Annotated in this window: 18 protein-coding genes; 10 read left to right on the top strand and 8 right to left on the bottom strand. The window is 39.4% G+C overall.

All coding sequences use genetic code 11. The features are described from left to right. Positions 1 to 30 precede the first annotated feature (30 nt). From rpmE to F994_RS02415, 4 genes are all read right to left on the bottom strand, one after another. Entirely contained in the window at positions 31 to 261 is a 231-nt protein-coding gene (rpmE, locus tag F994_RS02430; RefSeq protein ID WP_004648451.1) for a 50S ribosomal protein L31, read from the bottom strand. Positions 262 to 460: 199 nt separating this feature from the next. Then, positions 461 to 1441, bottom strand: coding sequence for a bile acid:sodium symporter family protein (locus F994_RS02425; RefSeq protein WP_004648450.1), 981 nt, complete (start codon positions 1439 to 1441; stop codon positions 461 to 463). Positions 1442 to 1587: 146 nt separating this feature from the next. After that, a complete protein-coding gene (gene gloA, locus F994_RS02420; protein ID WP_004648449.1) occupies positions 1588 to 1989 on the bottom strand; it encodes a lactoylglutathione lyase in 402 nt (133 codons plus the stop codon). An 11-nt stretch (positions 1990 to 2000) separates the two neighbouring features. After that, positions 2001 to 4151, bottom strand: coding sequence for an AmpG family muropeptide MFS transporter (locus F994_RS02415; RefSeq protein WP_004648448.1), 2151 nt, complete (start codon positions 4149 to 4151; stop codon positions 2001 to 2003). A 202-nt stretch (positions 4152 to 4353) separates the two neighbouring features. On the opposite strand from F994_RS02415, the gene F994_RS02410 reads away from it, so the two are divergent. After that, positions 4354 to 6978, top strand: a complete 2625-nt coding sequence (locus F994_RS02410) for a Lon protease family protein (RefSeq protein ID WP_167555790.1) — start codon at positions 4354 to 4356, stop codon at positions 6976 to 6978. A gap of 57 nt (positions 6979 to 7035) precedes the next feature. Here the strand turns inward: F994_RS02410 and grxD are convergent, their stop codons facing one another. After that, complete coding sequence (gene grxD, locus F994_RS02405; protein WP_004648446.1) at positions 7036 to 7377, bottom strand: Grx4 family monothiol glutaredoxin; 342 nt, start codon at positions 7375 to 7377, stop codon at positions 7036 to 7038. Between the two features lie 162 nt (positions 7378 to 7539). On the opposite strand from grxD, the gene F994_RS02400 reads away from it, so the two are divergent. Further along, positions 7540 to 8751, top strand: a complete 1212-nt coding sequence (locus F994_RS02400; RefSeq protein WP_004648445.1) for an aspartate aminotransferase family protein — start codon at positions 7540 to 7542, stop codon at positions 8749 to 8751. A 75-nt stretch (positions 8752 to 8826) separates the two neighbouring features. Here the strand turns inward: F994_RS02400 and F994_RS02395 are convergent, their stop codons facing one another. The 3 genes from F994_RS02395 to surE all read right to left on the bottom strand — a co-directional run bounded on the left by F994_RS02395 (position 8827) and on the right by surE (position 11550). Then, positions 8827 to 9756, bottom strand: a complete 930-nt coding sequence (locus F994_RS02395) for a LysR family transcriptional regulator (RefSeq protein WP_004648444.1) — start codon at positions 9754 to 9756, stop codon at positions 8827 to 8829. Positions 9757 to 9848: 92 nt separating this feature from the next. Further along, entirely contained in the window at positions 9849 to 10664 is an 816-nt protein-coding gene (locus F994_RS02390) for a peptidoglycan DD-metalloendopeptidase family protein (protein WP_004648443.1), read from the bottom strand. Between the two features lie 115 nt (positions 10665 to 10779). Next, a complete protein-coding gene (gene surE / locus F994_RS02385) occupies positions 10780 to 11550 on the bottom strand; it encodes a 5'/3'-nucleotidase SurE (RefSeq protein ID WP_004648441.1) in 771 nt (256 codons plus the stop codon). 111 nt (positions 11551 to 11661) lie between these two features. On the opposite strand from surE, the gene F994_RS02380 reads away from it, so the two are divergent. The 8 genes from F994_RS02380 (at position 11662) to purB (ending at position 19314) form a co-directional block, all read left to right on the top strand. Further along, positions 11662 to 12036 (top strand): MCR_0457 family protein, encoded by a 375-nt coding sequence (locus F994_RS02380; RefSeq protein WP_004648440.1) that lies wholly within the window; start codon positions 11662 to 11664, stop codon positions 12034 to 12036. 244 nt (positions 12037 to 12280) lie between these two features. Next, positions 12281 to 12658 carry an MCR_0457 family protein gene (locus F994_RS02375; RefSeq protein ID WP_004648439.1) on the top strand — a complete coding sequence of 126 codons (378 nt, stop codon included), beginning with the start codon at positions 12281 to 12283 and terminating at the stop codon, positions 12656 to 12658. Positions 12659 to 12774: 116 nt separating this feature from the next. Next, the gene (gene dacC / locus F994_RS02370) at positions 12775 to 13923 is read left to right on the top strand and encodes a D-alanyl-D-alanine carboxypeptidase PBP5/6 (protein WP_004648438.1); all 1149 of its coding nucleotides are present in this window, start codon (positions 12775 to 12777) and stop codon (positions 13921 to 13923) included. Positions 13924 to 14037: 114 nt separating this feature from the next. Continuing rightward, on the top strand, positions 14038 to 14580 hold the full coding sequence (locus F994_RS02365) for a gamma carbonic anhydrase family protein (protein WP_004648437.1): 543 nt from the start codon (positions 14038 to 14040) through the stop codon (positions 14578 to 14580). 920 nt (positions 14581 to 15500) lie between these two features. Further along, positions 15501 to 15986, top strand: coding sequence for an NUDIX hydrolase (locus tag F994_RS02355; protein WP_004648435.1), 486 nt, complete (start codon positions 15501 to 15503; stop codon positions 15984 to 15986). 4 nt (positions 15987 to 15990) lie between these two features. Next, positions 15991 to 17124, top strand: coding sequence for a tRNA 2-thiouridine(34) synthase MnmA (mnmA, locus tag F994_RS02350; RefSeq protein ID WP_004648434.1), 1134 nt, complete (start codon positions 15991 to 15993; stop codon positions 17122 to 17124). 15 nt (positions 17125 to 17139) lie between these two features. Then, a complete protein-coding gene (gene hflD / locus F994_RS02345) occupies positions 17140 to 17871 on the top strand; it encodes a high frequency lysogenization protein HflD (RefSeq protein WP_004648432.1) in 732 nt (243 codons plus the stop codon). A 54-nt stretch (positions 17872 to 17925) separates the two neighbouring features. Then, positions 17926 to 19314, top strand: coding sequence for an adenylosuccinate lyase (gene purB / locus F994_RS02340; protein ID WP_004648431.1), 1389 nt, complete (start codon positions 17926 to 17928; stop codon positions 19312 to 19314). The last annotated feature ends 78 nt before the right edge of the window (positions 19315 to 19392 follow it).

Here is a 19392-nt window from a genome sequence, read left to right as displayed (position 1 = left end):
AAAATGCCCGTTTTTTTACATCTAACGGTATTAGTCAGGACGTTTGATAGAACGTGACATACCAGAGAAGCGTTGTTTGAACTTGTCAATACGACCGCCTTGATCAACATTCTTCTGTTTACCAGTATAGAATGGGTGACATGCAGAACATACGTCTAGGTAAACAGTTTCTTTACCAATCGCTGAACGAGTTTCGATTACGTTACCACATGAACAAGTAGCAACTAATTTTTCATATTTTGGGTGGATATCGGCGCGCATGGTCGACTACTCCTAAGTTAAGAAAGGCTTATGCTGTCATCGCAATTGATCACTCTCATTATTAGAGGAAAAAGCTTTCCAAAGAAAAGCGAGATCAACACCACAACAGACCATTCTTTTGGCCCACCGAGACGGATACCGTCAGAGCTAAGCACAACAAGTGGGCGTGATTATACGGCAAAAAATATAAGATAGCGAATTATTCTTGCAGCTCAGATACTGGATGTTTCGACCAATAATTCGCGATCACACCACAGACCATCAACTGAATTTGATGGAAGATCATAATCGGCAAAACAATCAAGCCTAAAGGCTGCCCAATAAATAAAATCTGTGCCATTGGTACTCCACTAGCCAAGGTTTTTTTAGAACTACAAAAGAACATCGCAATTTGATCTGCTTTATTAAACCCCAACCATTTGGGAATATAAAATGCCAACAGCATAATCAGAGTTAAGAATATTGAACAAACCAAAGTCAGGATCAATAAGGTTTGCCAACTGACGATTGTCCACAGTCCAGCAACCACTGCCCCACTAAAAGCACCATAGACCACCATCAAAATGGTGCTCTGATCGAAAAATTTGACCAAATGGGGTGTTTTCAACATATGTGGATAAACATAAGGACGTAGTAGCTGCCCCAAGACAAAAGGCACCAATAACAATAAAGTAATTTTAATAATCGATGAGGTTGGGTCAAAGCCTTGTTGAGACTGACCTAAAATAAAGAAACTCACCAATATTGGCGTGATAAACATTCCGATCAGATTAGAAAATGAAGCACTGCATACTGCACTGGCAACATTGCCTTTCGCAACAGAAGTAAAAGCGATAGAAGATTGTACCGTCGATGGCAAAAAGCACATAAATAAAAAGCCCCAATACAATTCCTGCCCCAAAATCGGCAACAAAACGGGCTTAGCCATCAAACCTAAAGCTGGAAATAATGCAAAGGTAAAAGCAAAAACAACCAGATGAAACTTCCAATGCATCACACCATCGACAAGCGCCTCTCTGGAAATTTTTGCACCATGTAAAAAAAATAAAATCGCAATTGCACCCGAAGTGATGACGCTAAAAATATTTGCAGCCAAACCAGATACTGGAACAATCGTTGCCAAGATCACCATCACAATCAGTAAAATGGTAAAGCGATCCAATGCCAATAGTTTTAACATTGCTACTTCCTGTAATTATTTAAAGATAAAAAAGCCCAATAAGTGAGTTTACCTAGTGGTAAAGTTTCATCTTACTGGGCTGGGTAAATAAAGCTAGTTTTTCAATTCAATGTTGAATATTTAGTTTATCTATACCACTTTTTTCATTAGTTATTTCGAGCATTTACATCTTGCTGAATTAACTCGATCTTATAGCCATCTGGATCTTCAACAAAAGCAATAACTGTGATGCCACCTTTCATTGGCCCTGCTTCACGTACCACGTTACCACCGCGTGCTTTAATTTCTTCACAAGCTTGATAAGCATCATCCACCGCAATGGCAATATGACCATAGGCATTGCCTAACTCATAACTTGTCGTATCCCAATTATGCGTAAGCTCTAATACCGTATGATTTTCTTCATCACCATAACCAACAAAGGCTAAAGTGAAACGACCTTCTTCATAATCACGCTTACGAAGCAAAGTCATACCGAGTACTTCCGTATAGAACGCTAAAGATTGTTCTAAATTGCCTACACGTAACATGATATGCAGCATGCGCATCTTATTCATCCTTATTTACTATTTGCATTTTGATGTTCACCTAATAACTTCGCCACCCACACCACTAAAACTAAAATTGGAATACCAATTAACGCAGTCATGAGGAAGAAATTCGGATAACCAATATTGCTCACTATAGTACCCGAATACCCGCCTAAAATCTTAGGGGTTAAGGTCATGAGTGAGCTAAAAATGGCATATTGCACAGCGGTAAATGACACACTGGTTAAACTGGATAAGAATGCAATAAACGCCGCACCAGCAAGTCCTGAAGCCAAATTATCCACAATGATGGCGAAATATAACCATAAAGAACTATACGGTTTAATCACCTTGCCTGTAATTTCCACTTCATCGGCAGATTGAGGATTCACCGCAGCCAAAGGATCGATATTAAGATCTAAATCTTTAGCAGTGGTTAAGTGCATATTGGCAGCATAGCTGTGCTGAGTACTGACAAGGATTTTATTGTTCTCAACAACTTCCGCAACGAGTTGCTTTGAAGCAGAATTCACCAAAGTATCGGCTGGAATTGCCGCACTAAATACACCCATTTTATCTAGATTGGCATCAAAACTTTGATCATCTAATTTTAAGATAATTTTTTGTGATTCAGATAAGGTCGGTCCAACATATTGACCACGAACCACCAAACTATTATTTCGCTCATGCAAGGTAATGGTATTGTCACTGGTCACTGGCAAAATTTGCATACTGGATTGTTGATCAGCAAGCTTTAAATAAGGCAAAGTGGCGGTGACTGGATTTTGCGAAGCATCTTGATATTGTACTGAGACCTGCACTTCATTTGCTTGTGCCAACACCTGACTTGGTACTTTGAGTTTCCAATATCCGACTTCATCAGACTGCACCTGATAACGATGTTGACCGATTGTGACATTCACCTCATTGAGTTGCTGCCCTGATTTGACCAACCCGATAAAAATAAGATTGGTTGAGCTGGCCAATACCGCACCGACAAACATCAACTTCATAATATTCATGCGCTGTGCCAGTAAGCCACCTAAAAAACCACCCACCAAACTGAAAATCACTCCATAGATTTTAACGGCTTCGGCAATTTGCTCTTTGGTAAAGTTCAGGTCTTGATAAAACACATTTGAAATGACCCCCGCAATAATGTCAGAAATGCGATAAAAACCGATCAATAACAACAACACCAATGCCAGTTTAACGCCATAACGCTTAAAGAAATCCGCAATCGGGTTAACCCAAGTTTCAAATGCCATTTGCTTATTTACAGCACCCATTTTCACCAGCAATGAACCGATCAATAAGGCAACAACAGCAGAGCCAATAAAACGTAAGGCTTCAAAGCAAAAAAGTAACAAAGAATCTGAAATTTCAAATTGTGATTTCAATGCTTCAGTTAAAGTACCAGAGAAAATATAGCTCAGTACAAAACTAATCACGGCCACAAAAAAGACTGCAACCAAACGATAGTAATCGGTACGTTTATAGTCTTTATAGATGCGATTAACTTGTGGCTCACGAATCACCAATGTGGTGATAATACCCACCAACATGACCGCAGCCATGGCTAAATAGGTGATTTTCCATGCACTATAGATATAGTTACCTTTCGCAGTCCCTAAAGACGCTGCTAAAAATAACGCTCCTGCACCCGCCACAATCATCCCAATGCGATATCCTGCATTATAGGTCGAGGCAAGCACCGTTTGCATTTGAGTTTCAGCCAGCTCAATACGGTAAGCATCAATGACAATATCTTGTGTTGCCGCAGAAAAACCGAGCAACACCGCACCCACTGCCATTTGGTACAGATAACTTTGACCTAATGCAGGATTGGAAAATGCCATGATACAAATGGCACAGATAATTAGCACCTGAGCAATGAGCAACCATGCGCGACGTCGCCCTAATATTTTGGTCAGTATAGGCACAGGTAATTCATCGATTAACGGTGCCCACACAAATTTGAAGGAATAACCCAGTGCAGCCCAGCTAAAAAATGTGACTGCACTTTTATCAATTCCTGCTTCTCCAAGCCATAAAGATAAACTTGAAAAAATCAGTAAGATTGGAATACCTGCCGAAAAACCCAAAAACAGCATAATAAGCGCACGGCGATCTAGAAATGCAGTAAAGGCTGATTTCCATCCAGTAGATTGTGTTGTCATTGATTTATTATGTTCTGAAAAACTCAATGCCGCTATTCAAACGCGTAATGCGCTAGGTTTCAATAACATTTACGAAATCATTATTTTATTTTATCGATTAAAGCATCATGGCTGCTTGAATTTTTCAAACAAACCTGTATACCTTAAACCTCTATCGCAATATTTCGTTTTGGACTTAACAGTGACCCAAAGACTCGAGCAAATGAACGCTTCTTTATCTGCCAATATTACTAGCAACAATGAACAACCAAGCCAAAACATTTTAACTTCAGCATTTGAACAAGCAGAAATACAAAGCACCTTAGAAAAAACCCAACTAAAATCTGAACAACTGACGCATATTCCTAATTTTGAAAAAATTCCTGCGTCAACGCGCCGACTGAAGCCACTCAACAACTTTTTGGGGCAAGATCGTGCACGCGCCTCGGTAGAAGCAGGGATTGCTTTACCTTATTCAGGCTATAACATTTTTGCTGTGGGTACTGCCGGTTTAGGTAAACGCACCATGGTTAAGCGTTTATTACAACAACATGCTAAAACCATGCCTACGCCAAATGACTGGGTCTATGTTTATAACTTTAAACTTCCGCGGCAGCCGATTGCATTAGAACTTCCTTCAGGGCAAGCAGCCAAATTTCAAACCATGCTGCACCAAGCATGGAAAACCATCTTAAAACAATTAGAACGTCGTTTTACCGCTGAAATTTATCACAATCGCATCGAACTCATTCGCCAACACACTGGCGATGAACAACAAATCGCGCTGATTGAACTGACCAAAGAAGGTGAAGCGCTTGATTTAAAATTGATTACGCGTAATGAAGAACATTGCTTTGTTCCAGTACATTTCATTAATGATTCACCTGAAGAAATGACCACTGAGGAAATTAACGCCTTAAATAGCAAAGAACGGGCTGAAATTTCAGCCAACATGCGTTACATGGACAAAAAGCTAGAACGCTTAGGTTTACATTTAGGCGATTTAGAAGATGATGCACGCGATAAAGTACAAATTTTAAATCGTGATATTGCAAAACAAGTGGTGATGCCGCGTATTGAGCAAATTTTAAATAAGTTTGCTGACGTCGAAGGCTTAAAAGACTATTTAAAATATTATGCTGAAGACATTATTAATAATGTCGAAATTGTGCTTGAACAAGAAGAAGATGACTTTACCCCGGGGGTATTTAGTCGTGTTCCTGCACGTTATCAAGCCAATATTATTGTTTCACATAAACCAAATTCTGGTGCACCGGTTATTTTTGAAGACTTCCCCACCCACTATAATTTATTGGGTCATGTGGAACAATTAACTCAAAATGGTACCATCACCACAGATTTCACCCTCATTCGCCCAGGGACATTACATAAAGCCAATGGCGGCTTTTTAATGCTGGAAGCGGAGCAACTGCTTGAACAACCGTATGCATGGCAAGGTTTAAAACGGGCTTTAAAATCTGGGCAATTAAAACTTTCTTCACTGGAACATATGCTGACTTTAACCGGTAGCATTTCAATTGAACCTCAATCTATTCCATTGAATTTAAAAGTGGTTTTACTTGCAGAACCTGAAGTTTATTATGAAATTTTAGAAGTTGAACCCGAACTCGGCAGCGTATTTAAAATCCGTGCTGACTTTACAGATACATTACAACGTAATGACACCAATGAGCAGGCTTATATGCAATTGATTGCCGACTATGTGCAATCAGACAAACTCTTGCCTTTCGACCGTTCTGCTTTAGCTGCATTGTTAACCGATTCCAGTCGTCAAGCTGAAGATCAAAGTTCATTGTCATTACATGCTTTAACTTTAGGCGATTTGATTCGTGAAGCACACCATCATGCGCTCAAAGCGGATGATAAAACCGTTTCAGATAAGCATATCAATACTGCTCTAGATCACCGTAAATACCGCTTAGGATATTTACGTGAATTATATTGGGAAGATTTGTCTCGTGGTACGCAGTTGATTGAAACTAGAGGACATCGTCTAGGTCAAATTAATGCGCTTTCAGTCATTCACTATGCGGATGTTGAGTTTGGTCTACCTTCACGTTTAACGGCGTCAGTTTATCAAGGTGGCGGTGATATTCTGGATATTGAACGTAGTGTAGAGCTGGGTGGCTCATTACATGCCAAAGGTGTGTTACTGATGTCCAGCTTCTTAAAAGCACACTTTGGTCGTGAACAAACCTTACATTTTTCTGCTGCCCTCGCCTTCGAACAAAGCTATGGTCAAGTGGATGGCGACAGTGCAACAGTAGCTGAACTTTCTGCATTATTGTCTGCGATTAGCCAACTACCGATCGACCAATCTTGGGCCATTACAGGTTCAATGAATCAACTTGGTCAAGTTCAACCGATTGGTGGGGTAAATGCGAAAATTGAAGGCTTTTTTGATGCATGTAAACTTCAAGGTTTAACAGGTAAACAAGGTGTCATTATTCCACGCCAAAATATGCAACATCTCATGTTACGCCATGATGTGATTGAAGCGGTGGAAAAGGGCCAGTTCCATATTCATGCCATTCAAACGATTGATCAAGCCTTAGAAATTCTCATGGCTCGTCCTGTCGGCACCTTAAATAAGAAAGGTCGCTATAGCAAAAATTCAATTTATGCTGCGGTAATGGAACAACTTGAATATTGGCAAGCCATTGAAGATGGTGCAGAATTTGAAGAAGAGTCAAAAAAAACCAAAAAAAAGAAAAAGAACAAAAAAAAGAACAAAGAAAAAGCTAAAAAACAGCCGACTCCTGCTGAAACTGTCGAATCTGAAAACACGGTTGATGCTGCACTAGAAGTAGAGTCATCTGCTTCTTAAAAATAGCCATAAAAAAAGCGCCACTAGGCGCTTTTTTTATGCTTTACAACAACTGAATTAAGCTTCAGCTGCTGGGCTATATTGTTCTACTAAAGATTTTAATTCACCTTTTTGGAACATATCAAGCATGATATCACTACCACCGATTAATTCGCCATTGATCCACAATTGTGGAAAAGTCGGCCAATTTGCGATTTGCGGTAACATTGCGCGAATGTCTTGGTTTTCCAAAATGTTTACATAAGCAAATGGACGACCAATTTGACTGAGTGCTTCTACCGCACGTGCAGAAAAACCACATTGTGGGAATTGCGGAGTACCTTTCATATAAAGAAGTACTGCATGTTTAGCAATTTGGTCACGAATTAACGCTTCAGTATCGCGTGCTTGTTCAGTCATTGATAAATCCTCAACTCATCTGCCTCGCATTATACCCAAAACTTAGCAAAACAGTATGACTAAAGCAATATTTCCATTTTTATTTCTATTAAGGCTTTTATTCTTGGGTAGATTTTGCTTATATAAACTTTTATTTTTCCACCTAACAGATAAGAGTTAGTCATGAATAACATTACCCTTGCGCCCGTACAACCTGATCAACCTTCACATTTGATGCCAGTATTTGGTCGTCAGCCGATCAGCTTTGTTCGCGGTCGAGGTTCTTATCTTTATACAGAAGATGGCACTGAATATTTTGATGCGCTCACAGGTATTGCTGTTTGTGGTCTCGGTCATGCCCATCCTGTGATTGCTGAAGCCATTGCTGATCAAGCGGCAACACTTATTCACACCAGTAATTTATTTGAAGTGCCATGGCAAACGGCGGCGGCACAAAAACTTGCTGAAGTTTCAGGAATGGAAGAAATTTTCTTCTCCAACAGTGGTGCCGAATCCAATGAAGGTGCAATTAAAATTGCACGTAAATTTGGTTTTATGCAAGGTATTGCTCATCCTAAAATTATTGTTGCGGATCATTCTTTCCATGGCCGTACTATGGCAACCCTTTCTGCAACGGGCAATAAAAAAGTTCAAGAAGGTTTTGGCCCGTTGGTTGAAGGTTTTATTCGCGTACCTTTTGGTGATATAGAAGCTATTCAGGAAGCCGCTATTAACCATCCTGACATTGTGGCTATTTTTGTTGAACCGATTCAAGGTGAAGGCGGTGTAAATACAGCACCTCAAGGTTTTAGCTACCTAGATGAAATTCGTCAAATTTGTAACCAGCATAACTGGTTAATGATGCTGGATGAAGTTCAAACAGGGAATGGTCGTACTGGTAAATATTTTGCTTACCAACACACTAACGTTGTTCCAGATGTTTTAACCACAGCCAAGGGTTTAGGCAACGGTTTTCCGATTGGTGCAGTGATGACGCAAGGGCGTGGTGTTGGTGTACTGACTGCGGGTAATCATGGTTCAACCTACAGCGGAACTGCATTGGGTTCACGTGTGGTTTATACAGTGATTGATCTGATTCAAAAAGAAAACCTTGTGGATAATGCTGCGAAAATGGGTGCTTATATTGTTGATCAACTGAAGCAACAGTTAGTCGATCAAAATGTGACGGTACGTGGTTTTGGTTTAATGATTGGCATTGAACTACCAAAAGCGTGTGCTGAGTTGGTGAATATCGCACGTGATGAATATCATTTGATTATTAACGTTACAGCAGGTTCAGTGGTTCGCCTACTGCCGACTTTAAACATCACTCAAGAACAAGCAGATCAACTCATTGCACGACTGGTGAAAATGATTAAAGCATTTTTAGCTTAAGTTTTTACATCGTTATATTCCATCTAAAAATATGAAAAGCCGCTAATAGCGGCTTTTTTTAATACTTATTTGCTTTTATGAAGCGTCTTGATAGATTCTACCACCAGGTAATTGGCAGAAATATTGTTTTAATGCTTCTAGACAACGATGGATTTTCATTGGCTGTTGTTCACATTTTGAAATAATGGCATACAAAGTAAAAGTGGGTAAGTTCCACTCTGGTAACACTTCAACCAAAGCGCCACTGATTAAATCTTTTTGTACATCTAAATATAAAATTCGAGCAATACCATGCCCTTGTTGACACAATGCTTTGGCGACCAAAACATTATTTGAGGTCAATCGAGATCTCATATCTAAACTAACAATTTCATTTGTTATGCCATGTTTAAATGAGAAACTTTGATAATTTTTCATCACATTAATTGGAATTAAGTCATGATTTTTTAAATCTTCAGGACGTGAAATTGGCGCTGATTGATTCAAATAACTTGGTGATGCAACCAAAACCTGCTCAACACGAGCAAGCGGCACAATATGCAAATTACTATCTTCAATTTTTGAACTCATTCGCAATGCAATATCGATACGACCATCAATGAGGTCAATATATTGATTATCTGCTTCTATATGAACTGCTAAACCACGGTGAGCCGACATCCAATGTGATAATGCTGGAATAACATGATTTGCAGCCAACTCTGGTGTCGTTGCAATACGCAAATCGCCAATCAGGTCATCACGCAGCTCATTGATTCGTATTTTTCCGCGCTCTGCAGCAGCAAGCATTTCTTGGCAGCTGTGGAAAAAAGCTTGTCCCGCTTCAGTCAAACTCAACTTTCTGGTCGAACGATGCAGAAGTGTAACTTCCATCTCTTGTTCTAAAGAACGAATTTGCTGACTGACCGCGCTTGTGGTGATGCCTAAATCACGGGCTGCACCACTGAACGAATTTTTTTCTACAACACAAGCAAATACACCCATTGCTCGAAGTTGATCTAACATAAATTTCCCTCTGAACTTATGAGATGCTTTACCTTACGATAAAAGCAACTCATTGTATTATACGGTGAAATTAATGCATTGTATTAATTTATTTAATTAATAGGTAAAACTTGAGTTGGATCAATTGGCTTGCCATCTAAACGCACTTGAAATTCTAGCATAGTGCGCGTTGTACCTGATGAACCCATTTCTGCAATTTTCTGACCTGCGGTCACATTTTCGCCACTTTTCACGTTCATTTTACTGTTATGTGCATAGGCTGAAATATAACCATTAACGTGTTTAATCAGAATCAAATTACCATATTCTTTCAAACCATCGGCTGCATAAACCACTTGCCCATCGGCTGCCGCATAAATAGCATCACCGACATTTCCCGCATAGCGAATACCTTTAATATTATTGGCTAAATTAAAGTTTTGGAGGACTGAGCCATTGCTTGGTTTCACCCAACGTAAAGCCGATACTTTAGAGGATGATACTGGCGCTGTAGGGATATTCGCCGCCACAGGTGCCGTCGATTTAGCTGGATTGGTTGGCAGTTGCACTGTTTGACGTTGAATCGGTGCAGCTTGTGTCACCGCCTGTGTCGTTGTGCTACGACGCGAACCGGAATCTTTTAAACGTAAAGATTGCCCCACATAAATACGATACGGCGACGCGATATCATTCATTTCCGCAACACTGACATAACCTAAACCATAACGTGCGGCAATCCCACTTAAGGTATCTCCAGATCGAACGGTATAATAGTCTGGTGCTGTTGCATAGCGCGTTACATTATTAATTTGTGGTTTTGAAGCGCAACCACTCAAAATGACAGTGGAAATAACAGCCGTAGACAACACTATGGTTTTCAACAAGGCTGAAGGCACAGCAAATAAGCGATATTGTGACACCAAGTGCATTAATCTTCCTCTCTACATACAAATGTATTTATTGATTTACGCTAAGATTAGCAAAAAAGTATGTGAAAAATAATTTCAGTCCTGTATTTTCACAAAGTTATAACACTACTTGACCCTATTTGGAAAACTGCGCTTGTAATGTATTTAGAATCTCATAATTTGTAGCATCCATTTGAATCGGCGTGATACTTACAAAACCATTCGCCACTGCAAAAAAATCCGACTCTATTTCAGTTAAGCCTTTTTGCGGATCAGCCACTGCCTCACCAGACAAACCAATCCAATAGACTTGACGACCACGTGGGTCTACATGGCTGGTAATCGGTTTTGATTGGCTGCGTCGACCTTGATAAGTAATTTTTGCACCTTGTAATACAGCCACATCTGGAATATTGACATTAAAAATGTGACGTGGCGGTAACACCGGTAAACCTGCGGCAATAAAATCATGCACCCATTGAGCGGCAGTCGCATAATCTTTGGCATGCTCATAGGACCGAACATTTTGCCCTGCCATCGAGACGGCAATCGCAGGTTGTTTCATTAAACGACCTTCAAAAGCGGCCCCCACTGTTCCAGAGTAAAGCACATCATCACCTAAATTAGCCCCACTGTTAATTCCACTGACCACCAGATCGAATTCAAAATCGAATAAACCATTCATAGATAAATACACACAATCTGCTGGCGTTCCATTCACAGCCCAAACATCAGGTGAAATTTGAATGGGACGCAAGGGTCGATCTAAAGTTAAAGCACTGGAAAAACCACTACGCTCACTTTCAGGCGCAACAACAACCACACGACCCAGTGGGGCTAAAGCATGCGCAAGCGCTTGAAGACCGGGAGCAAAAACACCATCATCGTTGGCAATTAATATATTCACTTAAAAAATCTCGTAATGGTTAAAAATGACTGGTAAGAACATTTTATTGAATTATATAAAGAATTATATATATTTAATGCCCGACATCCATTCAAAATATGTGACTAAAAAATGATTAAATTGATCTCATTTCGTAGCTTACTCAGCTTAGGCGTTGCAGCGCTATTATCACAAGCCGTTTTAGCTGATGAGGGTTTAACACCAGCTGAAGCCAACACTATGGTTAAAGAAGATATTGCTTCAGCTCAAGTCATGACTGAAGTATGCCCTGCAATCATTGGTAAAAATGCAAAATTTGATCACAACACGCATCAACTGATTCAATCTTATCTGCAAAATTATTCAGATAAAGCCATGAGTTTTGATAAAATTCAATCTGATACTGAATATAAATCAATTCTGAATGAAGCACGTGAAGCTGCAAAAGAAACCAGTAAAGATGAACAAAAATCAGTTTGTGATGATGTAGTAAATTACGAAGCATAATATATAAGGCATTTCTAAATAGGCGATCTGCCATATTAAGTCTGTTCTCAGGGCACGGAAAATTCATTTTCATGCCCTATTTTTTATCCATAAACCAGATGCCAAATCCCTTTCATTGTGACTGCAATTTTCAACAGCTTCGATACATTTGTGTACTTACAATAAGTCAAAATACAGTTAAGCTTACCTATATTGTTATTGTTCTGTTTTTAAATAATTTAGGTCTGCTTAAGTGAAATTATCTATGTTCAAATCTCTTTCTTTAGGTCTTTTGACCACTGCGCTCATGACCCTTTCTGTTACCCATGCAGCTACGCAACAAGATGAAAATATTGAAGTTACTCCAAATCAAAAAATCACCCAACAAGAACTTGCGGCTATTTATGTTTTATCCGAAGTTTGCCCAAGTTTGGTCAAAGAAAATGATCAATTCAAAAAAGGTTATGCAAAACTGGCACAAGAATATTTACCACAAGAACAAGACCCCGTAAATGCACTGCAAAAACTGAGCAAGCAGAAAAGCTTTAAAAGCATTTTAGCGGAAGCACAGTCGGATGCGAAAAAAGCAGGTGATGTTAAAAATAAAGAAATTTGCCAAGAATTGACCACATACAGTAATTGATACAAATTGGTTACAATACTTTTGAAATAAGCCGATTTCCCCGTAGAAGTCGGTGTGGCTTTATCCTAAAATGCTAAGCTCTTTGTGCTTATATCAAGATACTGGAATCACCTCGAATGACCCACAAAAGCGCCCTTGCTGCATTATTACTATTACCAAGTTTTACTTACGCAGCAACTGTCTTATCTGCACCTCCAGAACTCAATAATAAATCTTATGTTTTGATGGACTATGAGACGGGGCAAATCCTCGCATCGAAAAATGAAAATGAAAAATTAGCACCTGCTTCAATGACGAAGATGATGACCAGTTATATCATCGAACAAAAGTTGTTGAGTGGTGACCTCACAGAAGATGAAAAAGTTCGTATGAACGAATCTGCATGGTGTCGTGGTAGTAGCACGGAATCATGTATGTACGTACCCCTTAACGGTACTGCAACAGCATTAGAAATGCTGCGTGGGATTATCATCCAATCAGGTAATGATGCTTCTAAAGCTATGGCAGAACATATTGCGGGTAATGAAGGTACTTTTGCCCACATGATGAATGAAGAAGCAAAACGTATTGGTATGACAAATACCAGCTTCATCAATTCAACAGGTATGCCTGCTGAAGGTCATTACTCGACTGCAAAAGATATGGCAACCCTTGCGCAACATATCATTCACGACAGCTCAAAATATTACCCAATTTACTCTGAAAAAGAATTTTCTTTTAATGGGATTAAACAAGGTAATCGTAATGCCTTGCTTTATACTGACCCAAGTGTCGATGGTTTAAAAACCGGTCACACGGATGAAGCAGGTTTCTGTTTAACCACTTCTGCTAAACGTGGTCCACTGCGTTTAATTTCAGTGATTTTTGGTGCGCCAAGCATGAACGAGCGTGCATCACAAACCCGTGAAATTTTAGCGTGGGGTTATGCAAACTTTGAAACGGTAAAAGTACAGCCTGCCAATCAAGTTTTAGCTAAAGCTAAAGTTTGGTACGGTAAAGAAAATGACGTGAAAATTGGCTTAGCTGAAAACTTCAATGTCACTTTGCCGAAAGGTCAAGCCAATGCCATTAAAACTCAATTGGTTGTGCAACCTAAACTCACGGCTCCGCTGAAAAAAGGTCAAGTAGTCGGTAAATATGTTGCTAGCCTAGATGGTAAAGTTATTTCAGAAAAACCTCTTGTTGCGCTTCAAGATGTTGAAGAAGCAGGTTTCTTTGCAAAAATGCTTGACCATATCAAACAATTCTTTAGTAATTTATTTTAATTAAGTCCTAATAATTTTTATTCAGCCTTAAACTAAAGATAAAGCACTTCTACTTTGGTATGAGTGCTTTTTTATTTTATAATTCCTGTAGCCCTTCAATATTGACTGCTCATCATGAAAAAGAATATTCGCCCTTATTTAGATCACCATCCTAAAATTGACGCTACTTGTTATATTGATGATCTTTCTGTCGTCATTGGTGAAGTTTCTTTGGCTGGAAATGTTTCAGTCTGGCCTTTTGCAGTCATTCGCGGTGATGTCAATTATATCAAAATCGGCAAAAACTCTAATGTACAAGACCATGCTATGTTGCATGTCAGCCATAAAAATACAGCTAAACCCAATGGTTCACCGCTCATTATTGGCGAAGATGTCACCATTGGTCATCATGTGACTTTGCATGGCTGTACTGTGGGTAATCGAGTTTTAATTGGCATCAATACCATTGTTTTAGATGACGTGATTATTGAAGATGATGTCATGATTGGCGCAGGCAGTTTAGTACCACCCCGTAAAGTCTTAAAAAGTGGTTATTTGTATGTTGGAAGCCCAGTACAACAGGTTCGTCCACTAACAGAAAAAGAACTGGAATTTTTACCTTATTCGGCACAGAACTATGTAAAAGTGGCAAATAATTATATCAATCCTACTGACTAATCATGATGAATATTCACTTAAGTACATAAGTTGAACTTCTATTGAATGATGAAACATAATACTTAAATGGGTTCTAACAGCTCAATTTCGTATAACGGCTTATGTTAAATGGACTTCTTATGTAACGTTTAATATTAATCTTCAGCAAGTCCTTTTAAAAAAATTTGAATTCCTATATAGATTAAAGCATATATCATGATATGGAATGCATTTTCTAAACTAGTAAAAAAGAAGCTTATAAAAAAGATTAAAGCAGCCACTAAAACTATAGAAAATAATATATTTAACAAGTATTTAACTTTATATTTGTTAATGAATATAAAAACCGTATACATAAGAAGACTTAATGTTAAATTTATAAAAAATATAATGAGAGCAAATATTACTGGAAAGAAAACTAGAAATGAAACTATAAAACCCAATATATGTAATATCCAAAAAATTCGCCAAAACCCATTCATTGTATTGTATATCCATTATTTTTATATAATTAACATAATACAGATTATCTTAAATAAACAGGAATATGGTTTCAATTTCCTGTTGGAAAACCATGAAACATCCATTGTATGCCCCATAAAATAGCTAGGACTAAAATTACTGAAAAGATGATTTCTAATTTCTTCATTTTTTAAGAACTTTCTAAAATTAACATCATACACTTATACGAAATGCAATTACATTGTCATATAAAATCAATATGATAGCGCATTGTAAAATACCCAACCCTACCCGATTGGGCGTTTTACGTGACTAGTCGTGTTCCACGACTATTATTTAACCATTATTTCAAAAAATTGATAAGCTAACATTTATAGTGAGTTATCGTCTATTTCAAACGCTCAAAGAAAAAAGCAATCAACATAGCCACCACGCCCTAAATTTTGTAGAATACCCCTTTACTCCCATGGTTCTTTTTTATGACCACTTGGACAGCTCACGTTACCGTAGCCACAGTTGTTGAAAAAGACGGAAAATTCCTGTTTGTTGAAGAACATACTGAAGGTGTTACGCATACTGTATTCAATCAGCCTGCGGGTCATGTTGAATGTGGTGAAACGCTTATTCAAGCCGCAATTCGCGAGACCATGGAAGAAACGGGCTATGATGTCGAAATTGAATCATTGCTCGGTATATATACCTATACACCGCCAATGTTCCCCGATCGCACCTATTATCGTTTTTGCTTTTTAGCACATGATATTCAATATCATCCTGATGCTAAACTCGATACCGATATTATTGGTGCGGTGTGGATGACTGTAGATGAACTGATTGAGTCTGCACGAGCACGTAGCCCCTTAGTGACTAAAGCCGTAAAAGATGCTTTATCTGGTCAAAAATATCCGTTATCGCTCGTTTATGAGCACCAAAACTCTCCTTTAATTTCAAATTTGGATGCCTAATCCTATGCAACAACGTGTCATCGTCGGTATGTCTGGTGGTGTAGATTCTTCTGTTTCTGCAGCACTTCTTCTTCAACAGGGATATCAAGTTGAAGGACTTTTCATGAAAAACTGGGAAGAAGATGATGGCACGGAATATTGCACGGCAATGGATGACCTTGCCGATGCACAAGCCGTTTGTGACAAAATTGGCATCAAACTGCATACCGCTAACTTTGCTATGGAATATTGGGATCGTGTATTCGAGCACTTCTTGGCTGAATATGCTGCGGGTCGCACCCCAAACCCAGACATTTTATGCAATAAAGAAATTAAATTTCGTGCATTTTTAGACCATGCCGTGAATTTGGGTGCAGACTTTATTGCCACAGGTCATTATTGCCGTCGCGGTGAAACCATGACCAACTCACGTGGTGAAGAATACGCGCCTTTATTACGCGGCTTTGACCAAAATAAAGATCAAACCTATTTCCTTCATGCAGTACACGGTCGTGAAATTAATAAGACCTTGTTCCCTGTCGGTGAAATTGAAAAACCTGAAGTTCGTCGTATTGCTGAAGAATTGGGTTTAGCCACAGCGAAGAAAAAAGACTCAACAGGCATTTGCTTTATTGGTGAACGTCGTTTTAATGACTTTTTAAAACAATACTTACCAGCACAAGCTGGAAAAATTCTACTAGATACGGGTAAAGAGGTTGGTGAACATCACGGCTTAATGTACTATACGCTCGGTCAACGTGGTGGCATTGGTTTAGGCGGCTTAAAAGGCGAGTCTGAAGGTGCATGGTTTGTGCTTTATAAAGATATTGAAAACAACCGCCTCGTGATTGGTCAAGGTCATGAACATCCACTGATGCAAAGTACAGTACTTTGGAGTGAGGCGATTGACTGGGTAGCTGGCGAACAAGAGATTCCTGAAACAGGTTTCCGTTGTACGGCTAAAACGCGTTATCGCCAACCTGACCAAGCCTGTGTATTATTTAAAGACCCGAATTCACCCAACGGTGTACGGGTTGAATTTGATGAGCCGCAACGTGCGGTGACTCCTGGACAGAGTGTAGTGTTCTACGCAAATGAAGTTTGTTTAGGTGGTGGTGTGATTCATCATACCAATGCGCCAAAACCTGATTTTATTTAAAAGGAAGCGATAGGCATGGCTGAGTTACCCTTTCAACAGCCTCAAACTTTGAATGTTCGCCAAAATAGAGCTTTGGCATTAGCAGCTGTGTTTCAAGCGACACAGCTGACGCATATGACTGCCATGTCGGGGCAGCAAAGTATGGGTGAAAGCGGTGGTTTCTACTTAGAAAAACTCATCAAAGCCAGCCTCAATATCCGCCCAACGGCGAATGAGTCCTGTCAAACCCTGTATTTTTTCAATCAACTTGCCGATATCTCCCTCGGCTTAAAAACGCTAGAAAACAGTATTACCCAACCCTTTAATACGTCTCCTAAGTCTCGTTTACCTAAACTGTCTAACACCAAATTGCCGATGGGCTATGCCATGGCACTGTTGCAGTTAGAAAAAAAAGTCTATGGCAATCCTAAATTCGTTGAGATTATTGAACAATCTCAACAGAAAATTCTGAAACAGCTGTCTTTCTTTGACAATAATTATCTGCATCCCAGTATTATTGCCAACCTTGCCCAAACCTATATTGAAACTGCGGGACAAATTAATCCACGCATTATGGTGAAAGGCAATGCAGAAGCCTTCAAAGACGCTTCTCACACCAATCGTATTCGCGCTTCCCTGTTTACTGGCTTACAAATGGCACATTTATGGCGTCAGTTGGGTGGCAGTTCATGGGGCATGATTTTCAGTAAGCGTAAGCTGCTCCAAGACATTCAAGATCTTGCTCGTTTACAGTATCAGGTGGTTTAACTGATGCCGTGCGAGTTTTGTTTTACGTTTAATTCCAAAGTTTAAGGAATCGCTATGAACGCTTTAACCGCACTTTCTCCATTAGATGGACGCTACGCGAGCAAATGTGATGCTCTCCGTCCTTTCCTCTCTGAGTTTGGTTTAATCCATGCTCGTGTGACTGTTGAAGTGCGTTGGTTACAAGCGCTTGCAAACCGTCCTGAAATCACTGAAGTTCCAGCTTTTTCAGCAGCAACCAATGCTGCTTTAGATGCCATCGTAGTTGATTTCTCGGAAGACGATGCAAACCGCATTAAAGAGATTGAACGTACCACCAACCACGACGTAAAAGCGGTTGAATATTTCCTGAAAGAGAAAATTGCGCATATTGATGAATTGAAAGATGCAGGTGAATTTATTCACTTTGCATGTACTTCTGAAGACATCAATAACTTGTCTCACGCCCTTATGTTAAAAAATGGTCGTGACGTTCTTGTTGCTTCTATGCAAAGCATTATCGATGCAATTGCGACTTTGGCTGAAACGCATGCTGAACAAGCGATGTTGTCTCGTACACATGGTCAAACAGCTAGTCCAACCACTTTGGGTAAAGAAATGGCAAACGTGGCTTACCGCCTTGCTCGTCAGATCAAGCAATTTAACAATGTTGAACTTTTGGGTAAAATCAATGGTGCTGTAGGTAACTACAATGCGCATTATTCAGCTTATCCAGACATTAACTGGCCTGCACATTCACAAGCATTTGTTGAATCTTTAGGTTTAGCATTTAACCCGTACACCACGCAAATTGAACCACATGATTACATGGCGGAACTTTTTGATGCGTTACGTCGCTTCAACACCATTTTGATCGACTTTAACCGTGACGTTTGGGGTTATATCTCTTTAGGTTTCTTCAAACAACGTTTGAAAGAAGGTGAAGTTGGTTCTTCAACGATGCCGCACAAAGTCAACCCAATTGATTTTGAAAACTCTGAAGGTAACTTAGGTTTAGCCAATGCAGTATTGGCTCATTTGGGTGAAAAACTGCCTATTTCTCGCTGGCAGCGCGACTTAACTGACTCGACTGTGCTTCGTAACATGGGTGTTGGTTTTGCACAAAGCTTAATTGCATTTGATGCCTGCTTAAAAGGTATTGGTAAATTAGAGCTGAATGCTGTACGTATTGCTGAAGATTTAGACCACGCTCAAGAAGTTTTGGCTGAACCAATTCAAACCGTTATGCGTCGTTACAACGTAGAAAAACCATACGAAAAATTAAAAGCCCTTACTCGCGGTCAAGCGATGACACGTGAAATGATGGTAGATTTCGTGAATGGTCATGAGCTTGAAGTTGTTCCTGCTGCGGATCGTGCACGCTTAGCGGAAATGACGCCTGCAACTTATACAGGTAATGCAGCTGAACAAGCCAAACAAATTAAAGATTTAATCGCTAAAATCTAATTCAGTTTTAGTAGCAAAAAGCGAAGCTTCGGCTTCGCTTTTTCATTATAATTCCACTACTTTATAGTCGAAAATAAC

Origin of the sequence: Acinetobacter bohemicus ANC 3994 (assembly GCF_000367925.1) — a bacterium.
Classification (GTDB): Bacteria; Pseudomonadota; Gammaproteobacteria; order Pseudomonadales; family Moraxellaceae; genus Acinetobacter; species Acinetobacter bohemicus.
This window is presented reverse-complemented; position numbering and strand designations above follow the sequence as displayed.

What these genes read in the sequence shown, in the direction of transcription:
- rpmE (WP_004648451.1), bottom strand. Translation starts at nt 261, where the DNA reads ATGCGCGCCGATATCCACCCAAAATATGAAAAATTAGTTGCTACTTGT.
- F994_RS02425 (WP_004648450.1), bottom strand. Translation starts at nt 1,441, where the DNA reads ATGTTAAAACTATTGGCATTGGATCGCTTTACCATTTTACTGATTGTG.
- gloA (WP_004648449.1), bottom strand. Translation starts at nt 1,989, where the DNA reads ATGCGCATGCTGCATATCATGTTACGTGTAGGCAATTTAGAACAATCT.
- F994_RS02415 (WP_004648448.1), bottom strand. Translation starts at nt 4,151, where the DNA reads ATGACAACACAATCTACTGGATGGAAATCAGCCTTTACTGCATTTCTA.
- F994_RS02410 (WP_167555790.1), top strand. Translation starts at nt 4,354, where the DNA reads ATGAACGCTTCTTTATCTGCCAATATTACTAGCAACAATGAACAACCA.
- grxD (WP_004648446.1), bottom strand. Translation starts at nt 7,377, where the DNA reads ATGACTGAACAAGCACGCGATACTGAAGCGTTAATTCGTGACCAAATT.
- F994_RS02400 (WP_004648445.1), top strand. Translation starts at nt 7,540, where the DNA reads ATGAATAACATTACCCTTGCGCCCGTACAACCTGATCAACCTTCACAT.
- F994_RS02395 (WP_004648444.1), bottom strand. Translation starts at nt 9,756, where the DNA reads ATGTTAGATCAACTTCGAGCAATGGGTGTATTTGCTTGTGTTGTAGAA.
- F994_RS02390 (WP_004648443.1), bottom strand. Translation starts at nt 10,664, where the DNA reads ATGCACTTGGTGTCACAATATCGCTTATTTGCTGTGCCTTCAGCCTTG.
- F994_RS02380 (WP_004648440.1), top strand. Translation starts at nt 11,662, where the DNA reads ATGATTAAATTGATCTCATTTCGTAGCTTACTCAGCTTAGGCGTTGCA.
- F994_RS02375 (WP_004648439.1), top strand. Translation starts at nt 12,281, where the DNA reads ATGTTCAAATCTCTTTCTTTAGGTCTTTTGACCACTGCGCTCATGACC.
- dacC (WP_004648438.1), top strand. Translation starts at nt 12,775, where the DNA reads ATGACCCACAAAAGCGCCCTTGCTGCATTATTACTATTACCAAGTTTT.
- F994_RS02365 (WP_004648437.1), top strand. Translation starts at nt 14,038, where the DNA reads ATGAAAAAGAATATTCGCCCTTATTTAGATCACCATCCTAAAATTGAC.
- F994_RS02355 (WP_004648435.1), top strand. Translation starts at nt 15,501, where the DNA reads ATGACCACTTGGACAGCTCACGTTACCGTAGCCACAGTTGTTGAAAAA.
- mnmA (WP_004648434.1), top strand. Translation starts at nt 15,991, where the DNA reads ATGCAACAACGTGTCATCGTCGGTATGTCTGGTGGTGTAGATTCTTCT.
- hflD (WP_004648432.1), top strand. Translation starts at nt 17,140, where the DNA reads ATGGCTGAGTTACCCTTTCAACAGCCTCAAACTTTGAATGTTCGCCAA.
- purB (WP_004648431.1), top strand. Translation starts at nt 17,926, where the DNA reads ATGAACGCTTTAACCGCACTTTCTCCATTAGATGGACGCTACGCGAGC.